The sequence below is a fragment of the Aurantimonas sp. 22II-16-19i genome (genome assembly GCF_002088275.1).
GTDB lineage: Bacteria > Pseudomonadota > Alphaproteobacteria > Rhizobiales > Rhizobiaceae > Jiella.
Genome location: NZ_AQQS01000044.1, coordinates 25,905 through 44,735, shown reverse-complemented (window position 1 = coordinate 44,735; position 18,831 = coordinate 25,905). Strand labels below are relative to the sequence as shown.

Here is an 18,831-nt window from a genome sequence, read left to right as displayed (position 1 = left end):
GCTCCATCCTATTTGGAAGTTGGAGCCTCCGGCAAACCCGGGGCGGTTCACTGGAACTGGTCGGCCAGTCACCGGAATGAGCGGGCAGCCGCCTAGCCGATACCCGCCGCCGCGGTCCAGGCCGGGTGGGTATTATGCCATCGACCCTATAGCGCGTTGAACAGTCTGGCCCAGCGGAACGCACGTCCTCCCTTCATTTTCCAGAGGCCTAAGCCGGTCCCTCCACTGGATCGTGGCGCGTCAGTTGCTAGAGTACAATCGCTTCAGAGCCGGCCAGAATTTTAGTCTCACCTTCGGTATAGTGGGGTTCGGCGCGAGAAGTCTCGATGGAATTTCTGCTATCCTCCTGCGCCGCCCGTGCGCTTAAGAGCCGGTGGGATCCGAGGCAAACCTGGCCTTTGAATATAGGCAGCGTAACGTTGTTGTAAACGCGTCACGAATGGAGGTAGCAACCTGCCGACGCGTACGTAGTCTTTCCTCAATGTCTTGAATTTAACCGGCTTTAAATCTCGAAACTGGGCCGCAAATGTGCGGCCGTCAAACATTGCGTAAACGATAGCCTCGCTGTCTTTCTCCTTAAGGATGGCGCCGTAGTCAGGGTCGATGAGGTTGTCTGCGTCAACAATCTCCTTCGTTCGGAGCAGATAGAGCTCGTGGCTGTCCCCACCACGCAAGCAGTCACATTCTGCTCTCACGTTGATCCAGTAAGTCACCTGATTAGAGTCAGGAACTCTAAACGAGAATACGTCCCCGGTAGCATAAAACCCAGCATCCAGACGCGCGTTCCTGACGAAACGCTCCCCCTCCAGAACGCGGAACATAGAACGACGGTAATCGTCCTCGTCTGCGCTTTTCTTCTCTTCAACCGTGCCCACGAATGGGTCTAAGTCGAGGTCGAGCTCGCCCATGCGTGATTCCACCAGACGGTTAAGCAACCGCGCCATTTCGAGCTTCGGGAAAACGCCATCTGCTTGGAAAGTCTGCCACATCATCACAGGCCAATAGGTTGTCCGGTTGTGTAGGTCGACGAAAAGCTCGTTGGCAGCCTTTCGATGGCTTCTCTCCCACGACTTCAATGTTAGTACTGAAGGAGTTTCATTCGCCCAGTTCTCTAAGACCTCGTATAGTCGGTCGCCAACTACGGTTTTGGACTGGACAGTGATCGCCCGCGCTTGAACGTCCGGCCGAAGGTCCTCATCCTCCATGAGCAATTCTTGCACGTCCTCCGGCGTCTCATTCGTGAAGACGAAAACGGGCGCGTGACGGCTTCGGCTGAGCCGCTTTAGGAACGCGATGTTTTCTGCAACCATAGCATCCTTGAGACCTGCCGGCTTGGTAATGCCGAGTTCTAAGTTCTCGCTTTCGGTGTCACCCTCAAGGTTCCAGTCCATGATGAAAAAGGAAACGCCGGACAGATGATCAAGATCATACGCTATATCAGGGAGTCTATCCATTTTAATGAAGTGGCCTCCACTGTCGCGGATTGACTTGATGATTTTATCAATACCGTCGGGCTCACGGCCGATGTCATTGTCGATAACCATAGCGATGCCTTTGAAGACATTCGGTACGACGACGCTCATTTCTCCTCCTTAACGAAAGAGACAATAAGGTTCGCCCCCTTCAACACACGTTGCTCCTTTTCGGCCACTGCGAGGGTATATCCGTGTCGCTCCAACAGCTGTCGCGCGATGTAGAGCCCAAGACCGCGTCCCTCTTCGCCCTTACCAGAGTAGAATGGCTCGAAGAGGTAAGGCAGATCCTCATCGCGAAATCCCGGACCACTATCGGCGAAAGTCATTGTCCCCGATTCGCTATCCAGCAAGATCTCTATTTCCCTTGGCGGAGGCGAACCTTGCAACCAATAGACAGCATTGTCGAACAGGTTGAGCATCAGCTGGAGCAACACAGCGTCTGTTGTCTTGGCCACCAACGGCGAGCCAATCGTCTCAACGGTGACCACAATATGGTTGCGTTCGAGTAGTCCACGGAAAATGTTGGCAACCTTTTCCACGAGATCGAGGACCCGCACATTTTTCCGGCGCTGCTTCGAAGATCGGAACAGAAGTTGCACGTCCGACATTTGGGTCTGGACGAAGCTGAGCAGGCCACGCAGGGACAGGAGTTCAGCAGTCAATACCTCTCTGTTCATCGTAGCGTCCGATCCAACGTATGCAGAGAGACGATCCAGATTGGATAGAGCTCGGTGCAAAGCGATCATCAGATCGTGTGAGGCGGCTTCAACAGATAGACCGACGCCAGCGAGGTGCTCAGTGTTCTCTGCGCGTTGCACGAGATATCGTCGCTCTGTTCGGTAGTCGCGGCTCGCCTGTGCGATAGTGTTTCGAACGCTTGCGGGAACGCCTTCTGCCGAGGAGGCCTCTACAGCCGCATCCATAAGATCTTGGACTCGACCGGATTTGAATACCTCGACGTCGCCGGATTGCTTACGAGCGATCTGATAGTGCTGGTAAGGGTCCTTGCGGACCCAAGCCAGGAAAACTTGCAAGAGTGAGCGGAAGTCGTCCACTGCCTTGCCGGTATCGACGAGGCCCTCCCGGCTAGTTTTATCGCGCAGCTCCTCATTGTCCTCCTGCGAAATGCTGACGTATCCGACGACTTGGTCGTTGCTGAGAAATTCACTCGCCCGCACAGTGCCACGACGGACGTCGATGAGCAGCCAGTCGTCGTCGGGATCGCCATACGGGTAGACTCGTACGCCGTCGCGGTAGAGGTAGATTCGGTGCTTCTTGATAAATTCTTTGTCGTCCTTTTCCAGCAGGAGCGGGCCCTTCGCGTCTGTGCTGAAGTCAAAGACGGAGAAAGAGAAGCCGAACGGGCCGCAGTTGGTGCGCAAATCAGAAACGTCTTCTGGCTTGAGTTCATTTCGCTTCAGGAAATCTCGAAAGACGGCCATCCCAGTGATCGCTGCGTCATCGAGGTGAAGTATCCGGAACCTGCCGTTAATATTGAATTCGAAAGTTCTCGTAGCCTCTATGTAGTTGCCTTCGATTCTAAATACGCTGTTTTCCGCGATCAGCGTCGCTAATCGACCGCGCATCTCGGTTCCAAACGGCTCATGTAGGCCGTTGCGGTAGATGTAAATTATAAAGTCTTCAGACGCTTCCTCGGCGCTTGCGTCGCGCCCTACATCCTCGACCGGATCTGACAGTTCAGCAGTATCGACGTCGTCAGAGGCGTCTATAGCTCCCTGCGTAAAATCCGACCCGAATATAGTCTGCAGTCGAGCGAGGTCTTCAAAAACCTTCTCAACCTTGGCCCTGCTCCATGAGCCGATTGGAGGAGATACCTCGATGCGAGTGCCGTGAGGACGCCTAACACGTTTGCGGCCGCCGAGATCGACGTCGCCTTCGACTATCGTTACAGCAGGTGAAACGCTATTGAGCGAGATTTCCAGCTCGTCGAGGAACATCGCCCTATCGTCCTTGAGGAAATCCTCATCGAAAGCGGCCAGCTTTAGACCGACCACATTCTCGTCAGCCGCGCCAGTTGGGCGCGTCGTCATCCGTATGTCCCGACCAAGTTTGAGTAGGGCGAAGCGCCCTATCCCCTTTTCGCCTTGAATGATGCGCCCTGACGGAGTGGTGCGCTGATTAGATTTCTTCCCTAGTCGCTTCACCGGCGTAGCCGGATTGACCCAGTGGTTTCTAATCAGCTCGGACGACATGCCCAAACCATCGTCCTCGATGACAATTGAAGCAGCTGGCCCTGGTCTAAAGTTCTCATCGAAATCGTTGAACGAAACTTTCACCCAAGAGGCGTCAGCATCGTATGAGTTCTTGATGAGCTCGGCTAGCGCAACCTGCTCGTTGCGGATCAGCTGGTCACCGAGCATGGTCAGCAGCCGGGCATACGGTTTAAAGCGAAGAGGCTCGTCGGTCACGATAACTGGGCCATAATTATGTGCTCCTCCCCATAGACGGTTGTTGGCGTTGGTAAAGCAGACAGTCTGCCCGTCGGTGTCCGGTAAGGCGTATTGCTCTTGTTGGCCAGGTTGCGCCTGACGATCTTCAGTCCGTCAAATCCCGTTTCGAGCAGACTTCGGGCAAGATGGCCAGCGTTGTCCACCTGCATCCCCCGTAGTTGGGCGTTCCCGATCACGAATACGGCTATGCCCCCTGGACGGAGCAACTGGCGGCAGCGCGCGGCAACCCTCTGCATGTCGAGCAGATATGCAGCGACCGCCTCCGCCAACGCACGATCACGATTGAATAGGCTGAAAACGATCCGGATACCCACCGGGTTCAACTCCCTCATTGCTATGCTGAGGTTGACTCGCCTGCACGCCGTTCCAATGACCCCGCGACGTAGATCCTGCCGACTGTCCGCTAAACCTAACCAAAGCGCTGACAGCTGGTGAAGGTCTGCGTACTCGTAGGACGTGGCATAGGGCGGGCTGGTGATGATGAGATCGACTGCCGGTACATCTTCGCTGAAATTTATCGCGCAGCCTGTGAACGTTCGAATATCTGCGGATGGACGGGGGTCCCGGCTGGACCATGCCTTTGCCATAGCATTGCAACGCGTTGAGAAGGCCGCGACAGCGCTTGTCGGTTTTTTTTCAGGATCATAGGCTGGCTTTGTTGACCTGGATCGCCACTGTGAAGCAGATTTCGTGATCGCAGAGAATGCGAAGTCGAGCGCGTCGCTATCTCCCCCCTCGTCAACCTCTGCTCGAATCGCATTGCGCAGTCTTGCGAGAGCCGAGAACTGCTCGTCCGTATACCAGCGCGAGAGATCCCTTGCAGCATTTGACGACACAGTCAGTGCATCCGAGGCGGTAGCGGACCGCTCCACAACTCTTATAGCGGACGCCGCGAAACCCGCGGCATCGAATTGCGCGCTCTTCATGCGCGCGATTAGGGTCGCTACCGGGTTAATGTCACAACCCCATGCGTCGAGCCCGTAGCGCGACGCCTCGTAGGTTACAGTCCCGCTTCCACAAAATGGATCCGCCACCTGTCGAACCATGACTCCAGAGCGACGCGCATGGTCGAGCGCATTGTGAACAATCGACGCCGGGAAGCGAGCTGGATACGAGTGCATCCGATGAACGGGAAGCTCTTTCGCTGTCCGCGCGGACCATGCCTCAGAGATCGGGGCAGCTTCACCGCCTATGTCGTCCCATCTACCAGAAATTGTGGTGCGGGTCAGATTCATATCAGATACGGCCAGTCACTGCGTCATTCATTTCGTCCGTAGAGATACCACTGCGACATTAACAACCTTCCAAGGGTCGTACAATGAATCAGATGCCGGTAGGAGGGCTGGCTTGGAAGGTTTAACGGTCATGAACCGTAGGTGATTCGGCACAGGTGAGAGCGCGGAAATGAAAGTAAAGTCGATCCATCCCTTCCCAGCAAGGATGGCGCCAGATCTCGCTCTCGTCGCAATGGACGATTTGCCTGCAGGGAGTCTCGTGCTCGATCCCATGATGGGTTCCGGTACCGTGATTCGGCAGGCGCTCGAATCTGGTCATCGCGCCGTTGGCTATGACCTTGATCCACTCGCCGTTCTGATGAGTAAGGTGTGGACAACGCCAGTCACGGACGATGATGTCGGAACTCTGCTGGAAGAGGTGCTAACGCGGATTTCCGGATCAGCAGCGACGCCTGTTCCGCCGCAGTGGCAGGACGAAGAGACGATCCGCTTTATTGAGTATTGGTTCCACGTCGACCAGCGCCGTGATCTCTCCTGCCTTGCGATCGAAATCGACCGTCTTGGACGACAGCTGCTCACTGCAGGTCAAAGGGCAGCGCTCGACGTCCTAAAAGTCGGCTTTAGCCGCATCATAATTACAAAGGAGCAGGCCGCCTCGCTTGCTCGAGACACATCCCACAGTCGGCCACACCGCGTCGCTACCAGCTCCGACTACAGGGTGATTCCAAACTTTGTGCGGTCGGTTAACCAACTGCGCAATCGCCTCGCAAAGGATCCACCCCGAGCCCCCGCCGATCTAAACGTGGGGGACGCAAGGGCGCTAAATCTGCCAAACAACAGCGTCGATGGCGTAATCACCTCGCCACCCTACCTCAACGCCATCGATTACATGCGTGGCCACAGGATGTCGCTCGTCTGGCTTGGTCATTCGATCCCAACTCTTCGCAGGATCCGCTCGGAGTCGATTGGAGCAGAGCGCCGTTCCGACGGCCATACGTTGCAGGCTTCATCTGCCTCTGTTCTAGCCGCGATGCGCGGCTCCGAGCGGCTTGGCCCACGACTAGAGGGTATCATGGAAAGATACGCAGTCGATGTGTTGCGTATGACAGGTGAAATTGCGCGCGTGCTGAAGCCTGGTGGGCTTGCAACGTTCGTCGTGGGCAACAGCTGCGTGAAGGGGCGCTTTATCGACAACTCCAACGGCGTCGCCAGAGCGGTGGAATTGGCCGGAATGTCAGTAGTTGGAAAACGCGAGCGGGACTTACCCACTGCGAGCCGCTACCTTCCTGTTTTCGGGGATGCACTTTCGAAGCGTATGCGGACGGAGACTGTCCTATCTTGCCGTGCAGCTTGATGGGCGGGCATACTGGGTGGTCTTGCCTCGCGGGGCGCGCGAATGCGCCAGACCATGGTTGCGTCGACGTCCGGGAATAAGCCGATCCGTATTTCTCTCTGCCAATTCGGTCAGGCTGAGGCCTGCACCTTGGCCAGAGCCAACGATCGCTTTTCGGCTCCGGCAAAGGCAATATAGGGCGACGGCTTACTGGCAGGTACAAACGTTTACGGATCGACGCCTTTTCTGCCCACCAGGCGGCAAAATGGTTTGCCGGACTACCACTCCTTCACTGACTTACACATCAGTGATGATCCTGCGAACGCGGCCAACCACATAGTATTCGTCGGCCGCTGCCGGGATCGCGAGGTGGTCAAGGTTGGTTGAATACGGCCGCAGCATCGGACGCGGGTCAGACCGCCACTGCTTAAATGTGGCTTCTCCCCCCGCTGCAGCGAAGACATAAAAGCGATCGTTGAGGAGCGCGTCGTCAGCCCTGTTGACGATGATAATCGAGCCTTCCGGCGCGATGCGGTTCATTGAGTCGCCTGCCACCGTCAAAGCAATCCAATCGCCCCGTGGCAGATTGGAGACAGGGACGAAAGTCTCGATCTGGGCCGGCGTGACGCCCTCGCTTTGCTGAAGTTTTCCGGCGCTCACCCAAGAAACCAGCGGCACGTCGATCGGCTGACGCTCGCGCTGTTCCTCGCCGTACAGAAGCCATCCTGGGTCGATTCCGAGCTTTTCGGCGTAGACCGGCGCCATCTTTTTCGAGACCGGCCGATTGCCGTTTTCGTTGCTCGTCCAAGTGTTCTGATTGACGCGTAAAGACGCCGCGGCGTCCTTTGCGGTCGCGAAGCCAGCGGCAATGCGGGCCTGCCGCAATCTTTGGGATGACGGATGCATGCGTACATTCTGGACGAAATTTGTCGTCCAATGTGTACGATTTTCTCTTGTTCTATCGCCGTACGATATGTACGTTTCCTTCATGAACGACGAACCAGCTTCCGTATCAGCCCTCATAGGCTTGTGGCCGACAATCGGTGATTTCGCAGCGTCCGTAGGCTGTGGGTATGAGGCTGCGCGCCAAATGCGCCGACGGGAGCGGATTGCTCCCCAGCACTGGCCGAGCGTGGTCGCGGCCAGTGCTGCCTGCGGCATCCCTCAGGTCACAGTCGAATGGCTCGCCCGACAGTGGATCGGAAAGCCCGACGAGGTCGCAAGCGAGCCTGTCAGTGGTGAGTGCGTCCGTAATCATGGCTGCCAGAATTCCGCATGGGCCCCAGCCGAGCAACGGCAACGTCCCACCGGTTTTGCCGAGGACGCGGAGGCCGACCAATGAGGCCGCAAAAGCCCCGCCGCGGCGCCCATGCGGCCCTTGCCGCCGCCTTTGCCGAAATCGGGCAGGGCGCCCGCGGCGAGCCGCAGCTCGGCATGGCCGAGGTGGCGGCGTTTCTCTCGGTCTCCGAGGGCACGCTCTACAAGGCGCTCGATCCCGACCAGGCCGGCGAATTCTCCTATGTGCGGGCGCGGCAGATCACCGAGCGCTATGGCTGCATCGCGCTGGCCGAAGACATGGCGCAGGCCGCCGGCGGCGTGTTCACGCGGCTGCCGGAGACGAGCGCCGGGGGCGAGGCGTGGCAGCGGACGATCCGCGAGATCCTTTGCGACATGCAGACGGTGATCGCCGATCTCTCGATCGCGCTCGAGACCGACAACGACGTCTCGGCCGACGAAGTCGTCAGCTTGAGGATGCGCGAGCATCTGGCGCGGGCGATCACCGATCTCGTCGCCCACGATCTTCATCTCAAAGCCATCGCCGAGGGGGCGAAATGACCACGTATCCGGAGAGTGTGCGCGCCTTCGTGCACGCCCACATGATCGCGCGCCCGGGCGGCCGGGTGCATGTCGGCAATGCCTTCGAGAGTTTCGACGCGTTCCAGCGCTGGCGGGGTGGGGTAGCGCTGTCGCGCGTCAGCTTCGGGGCAGCGCTGACGCGAATGGCGGAGAGCGTTGGCGGCGGGCGGGATGGGGATGCCGTCACGGGGCTCTTGTGGCGGGAGAACGCGGCGCTGCTGATAAGTGGCGGGCGTGTAACGTCTCAGAAAACCGGAGGGACGAGGGCCCGTGACAACATGGGGTCGTCATGAGGTCCCCGTCAGTTTTTCGATCGAAGGCGAATGATCGGTTCGCGCTGAAACGTGCCTGGTTCTTCGTTGATGTGAAACCCGATCACGCGGATCTTCACCTCTCGCTCTGTAACGGTCGCGATGTCTGTGTGCAGCCAGAAGTTCAGATGGATTGCATTCGGTCCGGCAGAACGGTCCTCCCACCCATAAAGGTAGAGGGGCTTTCGGAAAACGATGGGTGTCCGAGACAACAGCCGCTTGTCCAACTCCTCGCCTTCGTACTTCTGTTTGGCGCCAGAGTTCCGGACCGAGAAATAGTTCGGTTGAAGTTGGTGCTCATCGGCGGACAAGTCTGCTTCAAGCCGTTCAATGAACAGACTTTTTCTATTCCAATTGACGATGCGAACGAAAACCTCTGCAGATCCCGACGCCAATCCTTCGGAGCCGTCCGACCAAGCTTGGTAGGCATCAACGGTGGGCTCATCTCCGCCTGTCATGAATTGTGTCTGCAGCCGCATTTCATGCAGCTGCTTTCGCAGTGGCTGAAGAGTTATCAGGGCAGCTGCCAACGCACCTACTCCTGCGGCCCAGCCGCTCAAAGCGCCCAGCGTATCAAGGGGTCTTTGGGGGTAGAACTGGAAGAATTGGCCGATCAGCCACCCAATGAACAGGACGGCAGCGTACGGCCAGTATCCTTGGCATATCGCCTTCAGTGTCTTACTCCAACATCCTATCATAGCAGAAGTCTCGCCCCTCTTGTATTTCAGATCTGCGCAAGCGCGAAGGCGCTCGCCTCAGGCGGCTTCCTCCATCGGCTCGACCGTCAGCCGCGCCCGCTGGCCGAGCGCGGCAAGCGCCGCCTCGAGGGTGGCGAGCTTCGTCGGGTGGGCCGGGTCGAGAATACGGCGGGCCTCGGTCTCGCGGCGGCCGAGACGGCGGGCGAGTTCGGTCTTGGAAAGGCCGGCGTCTGCAAAGGCGGTGATCACCGCCAGCTTCAGCGCGGCTTCCAGCGGCAGGGCGATCGCCGTCAGATCCGCGGCAGGACTGGCAGCGGCCGGGGGCAAAGGCGTCCCGTCCTTGGCCCGGGCCAGAAGGGCAACGGCGAGAGCATCGGCGGCCTGGACCTTAGCGTCGGCGCGATCCTCGCCGAAGGTCAGGGCCTCGGGGATGTCCGGGAATGCGACATAGACGTTGCCGTCGTCGGCGGGTTCGAGCTTTGCGAGATAGGTGGTTGCGAACATCGAGTTCTCCTGTCCTGTCCTGTCCTGGGGGCCATCTACGGCCGGAATGTTGCGCGTTGCCGGGTGAGAAGCCCGGGATCAGTCGATCCCGAGCTGCTTCTTGATCAGAGCGACGTAACCGGGCGGCAGTTCACCGGATTTGAGGGTCGTTACCCTGTCGCCGTAGCGAATGCGGTAGTGGGACCCCTTGCCGGCCACCTCGAAGACTTCGAATGCGACGTCTTCCTTTCTGGCCCGTTTGCGAAGCTCTCTGATCAGGGCTTCGCGCTTCATTTCGACCTCCTTTCGATGCATCTTGTTTCGCACATTCCTGTGCGACTGGCAATTGTTTTCGCACAAAAAAGTGCGAATCCGGGTGATCGTCGAGCGTCCGGCCCGATGACCTTCGCACGGGCGGCGGCATGAGCGGAGATCGGACAGGCGAGATGGACGCCTTCGTCGCCGAGGCGCGGGCGATCTCCGTGGTCGAGGCCTTCCAGCGCGGCGGCGGGGTGATCGGCACGGCGCGGCAGAGCGTCCGGGCGCAGGGTCCCGGCGGGGCGAAGTATGTCGGGCCGTGCCCGGCCTGTGGCGGTCGCGACCGGTTTTCCATGGATCGGGGCAAGAACGTCTATAACTGCCGGGGCTGCGGCGGCGGCGACGCCATCGGGCTCTATCAGAAGATGACGGGGGCCGATTTTCTCGACGCCTGCGAGGTGCTGCTCGGGCGGGATCGGCCGGGGCCGGCGAGGAGCGCGGCGGATCTGGCCGAGGCGGCACGGCGGCGGCGGGCGGCGGAGGCGCGGGCGGCACAGCTGCGCGAAGAGGCGGCGGAGCGGGAGCGACAGCGGGAGAGCGAGGCGGCGTTCTATCGCCGGCGCGAGCTCGACCGGTGCCTCGATATCTGGAGCGCGGCGGGGGCGTTTTTCGGCTCGGAGGCCGAGCGCTATCTCGTCGCGCGGGGCCTCGATCCCTCGCAGGTGAACCCGGCCTATCTGCGCTGCGTGCCAAGACTCACCTATTGGGGCCGCGATGCCGAGGGGCGGAACGCGGCGCTGCATGAGGGGCCGGCGATGGTCGCCGTCTTCGTCGTGCCGGAGACCGGAAGCTGGCGGATTGTCGGTCTGCATCAGACCTGGATCGATCTCGACGCGCCCGCGAAGTTCCGCCCGGCGATCGCCGACCGCCAGGAGCCGGGCGCGTTCCTGCCGACGAAGAAGATGCGGGGGTCAAAGGCTGGCGGGGTGATCCCGCTCGTCGGGCGGCTCTCGACCGCGCGGCGGATGGTGGCAGGCGAGGGGATCGAGACGGTTCTCGGCTTCGGCCAGCGCGAGGGGTTCGACGAAAATACCTTCTATTGCGCCGCCGGCGACCTCGGGAATCTGTGCGGCGGGGCGACGCGGGAGAGCCGGTTTCGGCATCCGAACGCGGTGCGTCGCGACACGGCCGGGCGCAAGCGGCCGGTGTGGGTGCAGGGGCAGGAGCCGGACCCGGACAGCGTGGCGATGCCGGTGCCGGGTCACATCACCGAGCTGGTGCTGCTCGGGGACGGGGACTCGGAACCGGTGGCGACGCGCGCGGCGATGAAGCGCGGGGCGAGACGGCACGAGCGGGGCGGACGGACGGTGGCGGTGGTCATGGCGCCGGCGGGGACGGATTTTGGGGAGGTGGCGGCGTGATCAACTTACCAGATTTGAGGGAATTCCTCGACGGCCGTCACTATTTCTCGAATCGAGTTTGGGTTACCAGCTGTAGTATATGTAACGGAAATATACGATTCTCCAGCATCTTCTTCTTCTGGATCATCCATTGTCAGAAATATTTCAACTGTAACCGATGGGGGCGATCTCGATCGATCGGTCCAACCATCAAGGAAGAGACGAAAAAACCAATCTTCTGGCACGTAGGAAATGTAATTTTCCCCTCCAATTGCCTCGTCTGCGGGGTATTTGAAGCTATGAAGCTTCCAGGCGTTGGTTGTAAAGCGTATCTTCAATGTCTCCATTTTGATAGCGCGCCGGTTCCAGTTTGTAATTTTCAGCGCGATGCTTTCTTCCGCGCCCAAACCGGCAATCGCGGTGATTTCTGGTGTGGCATCGCCGACGACGAAATCCGTTTGCCTGCGCGCTTCGGCCGCCTGCCTACGAAGTTCTGGAAGGGTGAGAAACGCCGCCAACAGCGCGCCGGCTGCGGCAGCCCAGCCGCTGAGCGCGCCAACCCATTCGCGGAAGCACTGGCTCGGCGCACCGGGGCACCAATCCGCGCGGACCACTGCATAGTCCAAGATCCACATCGCAACGAAGCCGCCGAAGCCGAAGGCCGCGATGAGCGCGGCATGCTTGGCGTAAAAGCCGATCTCCGGCGTGGGCTTGGGCATTCCGTCAATCTCCAAGGGGGCGTGGCGTGATGGCCCTCGACTTCGGCCTGCCGCTCTTCGTCTATGACCTGGTGGTGATCGATCCACCATGGCCGTGGGAAGCCTATTCGGACAAGGGCCTCGAGAAGAGCCCCGAGGCGCAATATCAGACGATGACGTTGGCGGAGATCGCGGCTCTGCGCGTGGGCGATCTGCTGACGCCGGCGGGCGTCGTGGTGATGTGGGCGACCTGGCCGCTCATCGACCGCCAAGCGGCAATCCTCGCCGGCTGGGGATTGCGCGTCGTCACCGGCGGGGTCTGGGCCAAGCGGACGGTGAACGGCAAGCTGCGCTGGGGCACCGGGCACGTGCTGCGCTCGGTCTGCGAGCCCTTTCTGATCGGCCGCCTCACCGAATCGCGCATAGCGCGGGGCAAGGTGCCGAACCTCGTCGAGACACTCGCCGACGCCGCCCTCGACGGGCTGGCCCGCGAACACTCCCGCAAGCCGGAGGAATTCTACCAGCTGGTGGAAAGGCTCGTCCCCGACGGGCGGCGGGCGGACCTCTTCGCCCGCCAGAGACGGCCGGGCTGGGACGCCTTCGGCAACGAGGCCGACAAGTTCGAGGCGCTGGCCTCATGACGATCGCAGGCACGGACATCATGACAGACAAGAGCGAAGAGGGCGTGTCGCTGCTCGCTTTGTGCGCGCGGGAGGCGGAGACGGACATCGGCAACGGGCGGCGGCTGCGCCATCGCTTCGGCGCGGACATCCTGTCGATCGCCAAGATCGGCTGGCACGGCTTTGACGGCCTGCGCTGGCGCGAGGACGAGGACGGCAGCGTGGTGCGCCCGCTGGCGCACAAGACGGCCGAGCAGATCCGCTTTGAATGCACCGAAATCATGGTGGAAGAGGGCGAGGCGCTGCTCATCGAGGCCGGCGACGACGCCGAAGCGGAAATGGGAAAGCGGGGCAGGCCGGGACCGGACGCCGGGCCGGAGGCCAAGCGCGCCTGGGCAAAGCTGGAAGCGGCGGTGAAGACCCGCGACGACATCGCCGAGCGGCTGGAAAAGCGCCGGCAGGCGCGGCGGCAATTCGCCAAATCCTCCTGCAACTCGGCCAAGCTCGACAACATGCTGAAGGAAGCGCAGCCCTATCTCTCGCGCACCGTCGACACGATGAACAGCGACGCGATGGCTCTGAACTGCCGGAACGGGACGGTGCGCTTCGTCAAGGTCGAGGACGAGGAGAGCTGCCCGGAGGATCCGCGCTATCGCTGGGCGGCGCGACTCGACGCGCACCGGCGCCAAGACTTCATCACCAAGCTCTGCGAGGCGGAGTTCTTCGCGCCGACTTCCGGACCTTCGGGACCGGAGGCGGCGACGCCGGGGCCAGCGCTCCTCAGCGAGGCCGAGCTCGACGTGATGGCGCACCAGCTGGCGCCGACCTTCATCGAATTTCTGCACCGGGTGCAGCCGGACCTTCGCATGCGGGCCTATCTCAGACGGCTCGCCGGCTACATGCTGACCGGTCTGACCGGCGAGCAGGTGATCGCCTTCTTCTACGGCATCGGCGCCAACGGCAAATCGACCTTCACCGACGTCGTCGGCAAGATCCTGTCCGACTATGCCGTGACGCTCGGCATCGAGAGCTTTACCGGCGATGTGCGGCGGGGCGGGGCGGACGCGACGCCCGATCTCGCCCGGCTGAACGGCGCCTATGCCTGTTTCGCCTCGGAAGGCGACGAGACGGCGCGGCTGAAGGAAGGGCTGATCAAGCTTCTCACCGGCGACGACAAGATCGCCGTGCGCAAGCTGCATCAGGACTTCGTCGAGATCACCATCAAGGCGAAATTCGTCATCACCGGCAATCACAAGCCGATCATCCGGGGCGACGACGACGGGATCTGGCGGCGCGTCCATCTGTTCGAATGGCCGGTGCAGATCCCCGCCGCCGAGCGGGACCGCTCGCTGCCCGACAAGCTGCTCGCCGAACGCAACGGCATTCTCGCCTGGATGATCGCCGGCGCGCTGGAATATCTGACCCTCGACGGGCTGCATCCGCCCGACGAGCTTTTGACCGCTGTGCAGGAGCACCGGGAGGATTCCGACCCGGTCGGGGCGTTCGTGCGCGGTGGCTGCGAGGTGACCGGCGAGCCGGGCGACCGGGTGACGCCCGGCGAAATGCACGAGGCCTATATCCGCTTTTCCCAGCGCGAGGGACTGACGCCCTATGGCGCGGCCACCTTCAACCGGCGGCTGCCGGACAAGGCCAAGCAGGCCTGGAAGAGCCCGGACGGGCGCATGCGGCAATTCGTGCGGATGAAGAGCGGTGGCACCGTCTATGCCGGCATCCGGATCAAGGACGCCTTTCGCGGCGGGCCGGACCTCGGCGCGCCGATAGGCCGCGAATTTGCGCCGCGGGATTGATCATGCGCGCCTCCGCACCTCCCGAAAAACGCTTGGCCGCCGAGAGATGGCGCGGACCTGGCTGCCCGCCCCGGCGCCAAAATGGGCAGCTAGGGACGCAAGCGAGGTGGCCATGCCGCTTGCTGCCCAATGCGGAGGGTTCGGGAGGGCCTGCGGCGCAGGGGATTGGGTCGCTAGGGCGGCTAGGGAGGCAAGGTCTCGCGTCACGCATATGCGCGCGTGAGGAAAGAGGCCGGCGACGAGAGAGGATAATCGTCTCTCATACGTAGGGTGAGACTTGCCTCCCTAGCCGCCCTAGCGACCCAAGAACAGAAATATCTGATATAAAACAAAGGATTAGAAAACTGGAACGATGGGCAGCAAGCACGAACCGGGCAAAGCTTCCTTCCCTAGCTGCCCAAGAGGCGTTTCTGCAGGGCAATGGGGCGTGGTCGGCGCCGGCAAAGGCCGCTCCGGCGGTGATCTATGGCGCCGGTGCGGAGTGGTTCGCGGTGCGGACCAATCCGCGCTGCGAGGACCGGGCGATCGTCACGCTCGGGGCGAGGGGCTTTGAGGCCTATCTGCCGAAGGGGCGCAAGCTGATCGTCCATCATCGCACGAAGAAGACGATCGAGCGGACATTTCCTCTGCTCGTCGGCTATGTCTTCCTGATGATGCCTTCCGATCCGGCGCGCCGACATTGGGGCCTGGTGCGCGAGTGCCATGGGGTGAAGGGCGTGCTCGGCGTCGACGGCACGCCGAAGGCTCTACCGTTTGACGAGGTGGAGGCATTGCAGCTGGCCGAAACGGAGAACCGGCTGCGTTTCGAGAGCGCGCGGCGGCAGCGGGCGAGCGGACGGCATGGTTTCAAGGAAGGCGACGACGCACGGATCGCGACCGGGCCGTTCTCCGGTTTCGTGGGGCAGGTGGTGGATGCGGACAGCCGCAAGGCGATCCGCCTGTTGATATCCGTCTTCGGCGGCATGAACGAGGTGAGTGTGCCTGTTGACGCGCTCGATCGCGTCGCCTAGCTTCACTCGCGACGGAGAATGCCTGTTCTGAGCGGCCATGTGACTCGCCGGGGCAATAGTCGGGAGATCGTCACCCGGCGCTAGGGAGGTTTATGGGCTCGCTTTGGCGGGCCCTTCTGCGTTTAAGGGGTATGGGGCGTCTTGCCCGCCTGAAGCTGCGGCTCGCCTCAACGCCGGCTTGCTGGGGCTCCCCCCGGGTAAGGTTCCTCCTGCAGCAAATGAAGCCGGACAGTCGGCTTTAGCCGTACAGGTTCGGTAGTGGGCGGGGCGGAAAGCGGTACACGTACCACACGTGACGCACGCATGCATGCACGAAACCGGTCTCACTGCGGCCGCGGCACTTCATGATCACAGGTTGGCGGCACATGGTGCGAGGGAGGCGACAGTGACGGATCATGAGCGCTTCAGTGCGCCGAATGCCGGCGACTGGGTCTCGATCACAGAGGCATCTCGGCGTCTGGGCGTCGATCGGTCGACATTGTCGCGATATCTCGATCAACATGGCGATGCGCTTCAGAAGCGGGAATCGGGGAAGTCGACACTCGTCGACTTCGAGGCCGTCCGCGCCCATCGCAGCGAAAACATCAGGCTCGTCGACGAGGGGCGCGGGCGCGACGGAGGCAAACCGTCGGCCACGCCGACCGCCGACAAGCGCTTCGGCGGCAGCCAAGCGGACTGGGCGGCGCGCAACATCGCAGCGCAGGCACAGGATCGCGAGCTGAACCTCGCCCGCCGCAAGCGTGAACTGACCCCGACGGCCGAGGTCGACGAAATGGGCAGGGACGCGATCGGCCGCATGCGGAACGCTTTCGACAGGTCCGTCGAGAGCGAGGCGAGCGACCTGTCGCTGCGATACGGCTGGGACGAGCGGACTGTCCGCAGCGCGTTGAAATCCTTTGCGCGCAAGGGGCTGGATTCGTTCCATCGAGACGTCCTCGACGGCCTTGATCGCTTCCGGCGCGAGGTCGATGCGACGGCGGCCGACCAGGCGGACGGGGCTTCGGATGGGCCGGCGGCGTCGGCCGGGTTGCTGCAGTAGGCCACTGTGGGAATTCGCGAGACCTTCCCGGATCTGCCACATGGCGCGGCCGTGCTGCTGGATGCGCTCGCCTCGGCCTCGCGGCCGGTGGACGAGCTGACGATCTCGGAATGGGCAGACCGGCATCGTGTCGTGTCTCCGGAGTCAGGCTCCCCCTGGCCAGGACCGTTTCGAACGGCGCGCGTCCCGTATCTGCGCGAGCCGCAGGATTGCCTGCATCCGGATCATCCGGCCCGGCGCGTCACCTGCCGCTGGGCGGCGCAGCTCGGCAAGTCGACGGCGATCGAAAACTGGTTCGGCTACATCGTCGACCAGTCCCCTGGCTCGATGATGATCGTCCTTCCGACGCTCGAGGAAGCGACGAAGTTCAACCGGATCAAGCTGCAGCCGACCATCGACGCCAGCCCGCGCATTCGCCACAAGGTCAAGCCGGCCAACAGCCGGGATGAGGAAGGATCAACGACAGCCTTCAAACGGTTCGCCGGCGGCTTTGCCCAGATCGTCAATGCCGGCTCATCGAAGGGCCTGCAGATGGTCTCGATCAAGTATCTGGCGATGGACGAGGTGACTGGCTATCCGCTGGACGTCGACGGTCGAGGTTCGCCGCGCGACCAGGCGCGGGCGCGGCAGAAGATGTATGGTGATCTGGCCAAGGAATGGCAGGGCTCGACGCCCGGCCTCGCCGGTGATTGCGCGATCACTTCGGACTTCGAGGCCGGCGATCGCCGGTACTTCTATGTGCCATGCCCGCATTGCGGAACCTACCAGCCGCTCGTCTTCGAGCAGCTGCGCAACGCGGATGAGGATGGGCCGGCGCATCTGCGATGCCTCTCATGCGATGGCAAGATCGTCGACGGGCACAAGGCCGAGATGCTGGCGGGCGGTCACTGGATCGCGACGCGGGTCAGGGCAGGCGAAGCACCGGTTCCCCAGGTGATCGCGGCGAACGAGATCCTCCGCTTCCGGTGCGAACCGTGCGAGGGGCGCTGCCGCGGATGGCAGCCGAGCTACCATCTTTGGGCAGCCTACGCACCGAAGGAGCGCTTCGGCGATATCGCGGATCGCGCCGAAGCCGCCGAGGGCGACACGACCAAGCTGCGCGTCTTCATGCAGCAGGATCTCGCCGAGCCCTACGATCCGGGCGGGTTGACGATCGACTGGGAAGCGATCGTCGAGGCGACGCGGCTCAAGCCCTTCGAAGCGCGACGCGTCCCGTCCCAGGCCGGCATCGTCGTATCGGCCGCCGACGTGCAGGGCTACGGGATCAAATGGCTCGTCTATGCCATCGGCGCACGAGGCCAGCGATGGCTGATCGACCGCCATGTCTTCGAAGGCGATCCGACCCGCAGCGACGAACCGTGGATCGCACTTGCCGACGCCTTGCAGCGCGACTACCCGACGGCGGGCAGTGGTCGCAAGGGCATCGATCTGTCCGCAATCGACAGCGGTTTTGCGACCGACAGGGTCTATCGCTTCTGCGCGAGCCGCCCCGGCATTCTGCCCGTCGACGGACTGCATCAACCCGGCCGCCCCTGGGTTGGCACGCCGAAGAAGCGCGAGATCAAGGATCACCGCGGACGCATCGTCGCGAGCGTTCTCGGCTACCCCATCGGCCTCTACGACGTGAAGACCGAACTCGTCGCGGGTCTTGCCAATTTCGTCCAGGGTCCGGGCGCCGATGGCGCCTATCCTCGCAACACCATCATGATGCCTGCCGAACTCTGCGACGAAGGTTTTGCGCAGGAGCTGACGGCCGAACGGCTCGTCGATCCGGACGAAACCGTCAAGAATGCCAAGGGCCGGCGCTCCCGGCTCGTCAGCGCCAGTGCGCAGCGGCAGTGGAAGCAGATCCCGGGTCGCAAGAACGATTGGTTCGACGCGACGGTCTATGCTCTGGCCATCGCGTCATATCTCGAAAAGAAGCGGGCGCTGACGATCGACCGCTGGGCCGACCTTCTGGTCTCCGTCCACGGCGTCACCGCAGACGACGATCTCTTCTCCGCGGCCGACGAAAGCCCGTTCGCCCGCCCTTTAACGTCCCCGGCCGCGCCTCGGCCGCGGCTTTCCGACATTTCCAAGAAGCTGAACGGCTGATGGTCCTTTCGCGTATCAGGCAAGCGGCTGCCGCACTGCGC

At 61.7% G+C, this 18,831-nt stretch carries 17 protein-coding genes; 9 read left to right on the top strand and 8 right to left on the bottom strand.

What is annotated here, in order from left to right:
- Positions 1-338: 338 nt before the first annotated feature.
- From ATO4_RS23970 to ATO4_RS27910, 3 genes are read right to left on the bottom strand one after another with little or no spacing between them, the layout of a single operon-like run.
- Positions 339-1,583, bottom strand: a complete 1,245-nt coding sequence (locus tag ATO4_RS23970; protein WP_083594302.1) for a hypothetical protein — start codon at positions 1,581-1,583, stop codon at positions 339-341.
- The gene (locus tag ATO4_RS23965; protein WP_083594301.1) at positions 1,580-3,904 is read right to left on the bottom strand and encodes an ATP-binding protein; all 2,325 of its coding nucleotides are present in this window, start codon (positions 3,902-3,904) and stop codon (positions 1,580-1,582) included. The genes ATO4_RS23970 and ATO4_RS23965 overlap by 4 nt, the downstream gene beginning before the upstream one ends.
- A complete protein-coding gene (locus ATO4_RS27910; RefSeq protein ID WP_176223144.1) occupies positions 3,901-4,260 on the bottom strand; it encodes a hypothetical protein in 360 nt (119 codons plus the stop codon). The genes ATO4_RS23965 and ATO4_RS27910 overlap by 4 nt, the downstream gene beginning before the upstream one ends.
- A gap of 1,090 nt (positions 4,261-5,350) precedes the next feature.
- On the opposite strand from ATO4_RS27910, the gene ATO4_RS23955 reads away from it, so the two are divergent.
- Positions 5,351-6,535: a hypothetical protein gene (locus ATO4_RS23955; RefSeq protein ID WP_083594299.1), complete on the top strand. Its 1,185-nt coding sequence runs from the start codon at positions 5,351-5,353 to the stop codon at positions 6,533-6,535.
- Between the two features lie 276 nt (positions 6,536-6,811).
- Here ATO4_RS23955 and ATO4_RS23950 read toward each other — a convergent pair whose 3' ends face one another.
- Positions 6,812-7,420: a S24 family peptidase gene (locus tag ATO4_RS23950; RefSeq protein ID WP_139802662.1), complete on the bottom strand. Its 609-nt coding sequence runs from the start codon at positions 7,418-7,420 to the stop codon at positions 6,812-6,814.
- Positions 7,421-7,852: 432 nt separating this feature from the next.
- Between ATO4_RS23950 and ATO4_RS23940 the strand changes: the two genes are divergently transcribed.
- Together ATO4_RS23940 and ATO4_RS23935 are read left to right on the top strand one after the other, a co-directional pair.
- A complete protein-coding gene (locus ATO4_RS23940; protein ID WP_083594297.1) occupies positions 7,853-8,350 on the top strand; it encodes a phage regulatory CII family protein in 498 nt (165 codons plus the stop codon).
- Positions 8,347-8,664 (top strand): hypothetical protein, encoded by a 318-nt coding sequence (locus ATO4_RS23935; protein ID WP_083594296.1) that lies wholly within the window; start codon positions 8,347-8,349, stop codon positions 8,662-8,664. Before ATO4_RS23940 ends, ATO4_RS23935 begins: the two co-directional genes overlap by 4 nt.
- 8 nt (positions 8,665-8,672) lie before the next feature.
- Here ATO4_RS23935 and ATO4_RS23930 read toward each other — a convergent pair whose 3' ends face one another.
- From ATO4_RS23930 to ATO4_RS23920, 3 genes are all read right to left on the bottom strand, one after another.
- Positions 8,673-9,212, bottom strand: coding sequence for a hypothetical protein (locus ATO4_RS23930; protein ID WP_139802661.1), 540 nt, complete (start codon positions 9,210-9,212; stop codon positions 8,673-8,675).
- A 225-nt stretch (positions 9,213-9,437) separates the two neighbouring features.
- Complete coding sequence (locus ATO4_RS23925) at positions 9,438-9,884, bottom strand: hypothetical protein (protein ID WP_083594294.1); 447 nt, start codon at positions 9,882-9,884, stop codon at positions 9,438-9,440.
- 78 nt (positions 9,885-9,962) lie between these two features.
- Positions 9,963-10,157: a hypothetical protein gene (locus ATO4_RS23920; RefSeq protein WP_083594303.1), complete on the bottom strand. Its 195-nt coding sequence runs from the start codon at positions 10,155-10,157 to the stop codon at positions 9,963-9,965.
- A 128-nt stretch (positions 10,158-10,285) separates the two neighbouring features.
- On the opposite strand from ATO4_RS23920, the gene ATO4_RS23915 reads away from it, so the two are divergent.
- Positions 10,286-11,542, top strand: a complete 1,257-nt coding sequence (locus ATO4_RS23915; protein ID WP_083594293.1) for a primase-helicase zinc-binding domain-containing protein — start codon at positions 10,286-10,288, stop codon at positions 11,540-11,542.
- Positions 11,543-11,547: 5 nt separating this feature from the next.
- On the opposite strand, the gene ATO4_RS23910 is transcribed toward ATO4_RS23915, so the two are convergent.
- Complete coding sequence (locus tag ATO4_RS23910; RefSeq protein ID WP_139802660.1) at positions 11,548-12,240, bottom strand: hypothetical protein; 693 nt, start codon at positions 12,238-12,240, stop codon at positions 11,548-11,550.
- Positions 12,241-12,269: 29 nt separating this feature from the next.
- Between ATO4_RS23910 and ATO4_RS23905 the strand changes: the two genes are divergently transcribed.
- From ATO4_RS23905 to ATO4_RS23885, 5 genes are all read left to right on the top strand, one after another.
- Positions 12,270-12,860, top strand: a complete 591-nt coding sequence (locus ATO4_RS23905; protein ID WP_083594291.1) for an MT-A70 family methyltransferase — start codon at positions 12,270-12,272, stop codon at positions 12,858-12,860.
- A 20-nt stretch (positions 12,861-12,880) separates the two neighbouring features.
- Positions 12,881-14,647 carry a phage/plasmid primase, P4 family gene (locus ATO4_RS23900; RefSeq protein ID WP_176223143.1) on the top strand — a complete coding sequence of 589 codons (1,767 nt, stop codon included), beginning with the start codon at positions 12,881-12,883 and terminating at the stop codon, positions 14,645-14,647.
- Between the two features lie 458 nt (positions 14,648-15,105).
- Complete coding sequence (locus tag ATO4_RS23895; RefSeq protein WP_176223142.1) at positions 15,106-15,657, top strand: transcription termination/antitermination NusG family protein; 552 nt, start codon at positions 15,106-15,108, stop codon at positions 15,655-15,657.
- Positions 15,658-16,042: 385 nt separating this feature from the next.
- Entirely contained in the window at positions 16,043-16,696 is a 654-nt protein-coding gene (locus ATO4_RS23890; RefSeq protein ID WP_083594288.1) for a hypothetical protein, read from the top strand.
- Between the two features lie 6 nt (positions 16,697-16,702).
- The gene (locus tag ATO4_RS23885; protein ID WP_083594287.1) at positions 16,703-18,790 is read left to right on the top strand and encodes a terminase gpA endonuclease subunit; all 2,088 of its coding nucleotides are present in this window, start codon (positions 16,703-16,705) and stop codon (positions 18,788-18,790) included.
- Positions 18,791-18,831 lie beyond the last annotated feature (41 nt).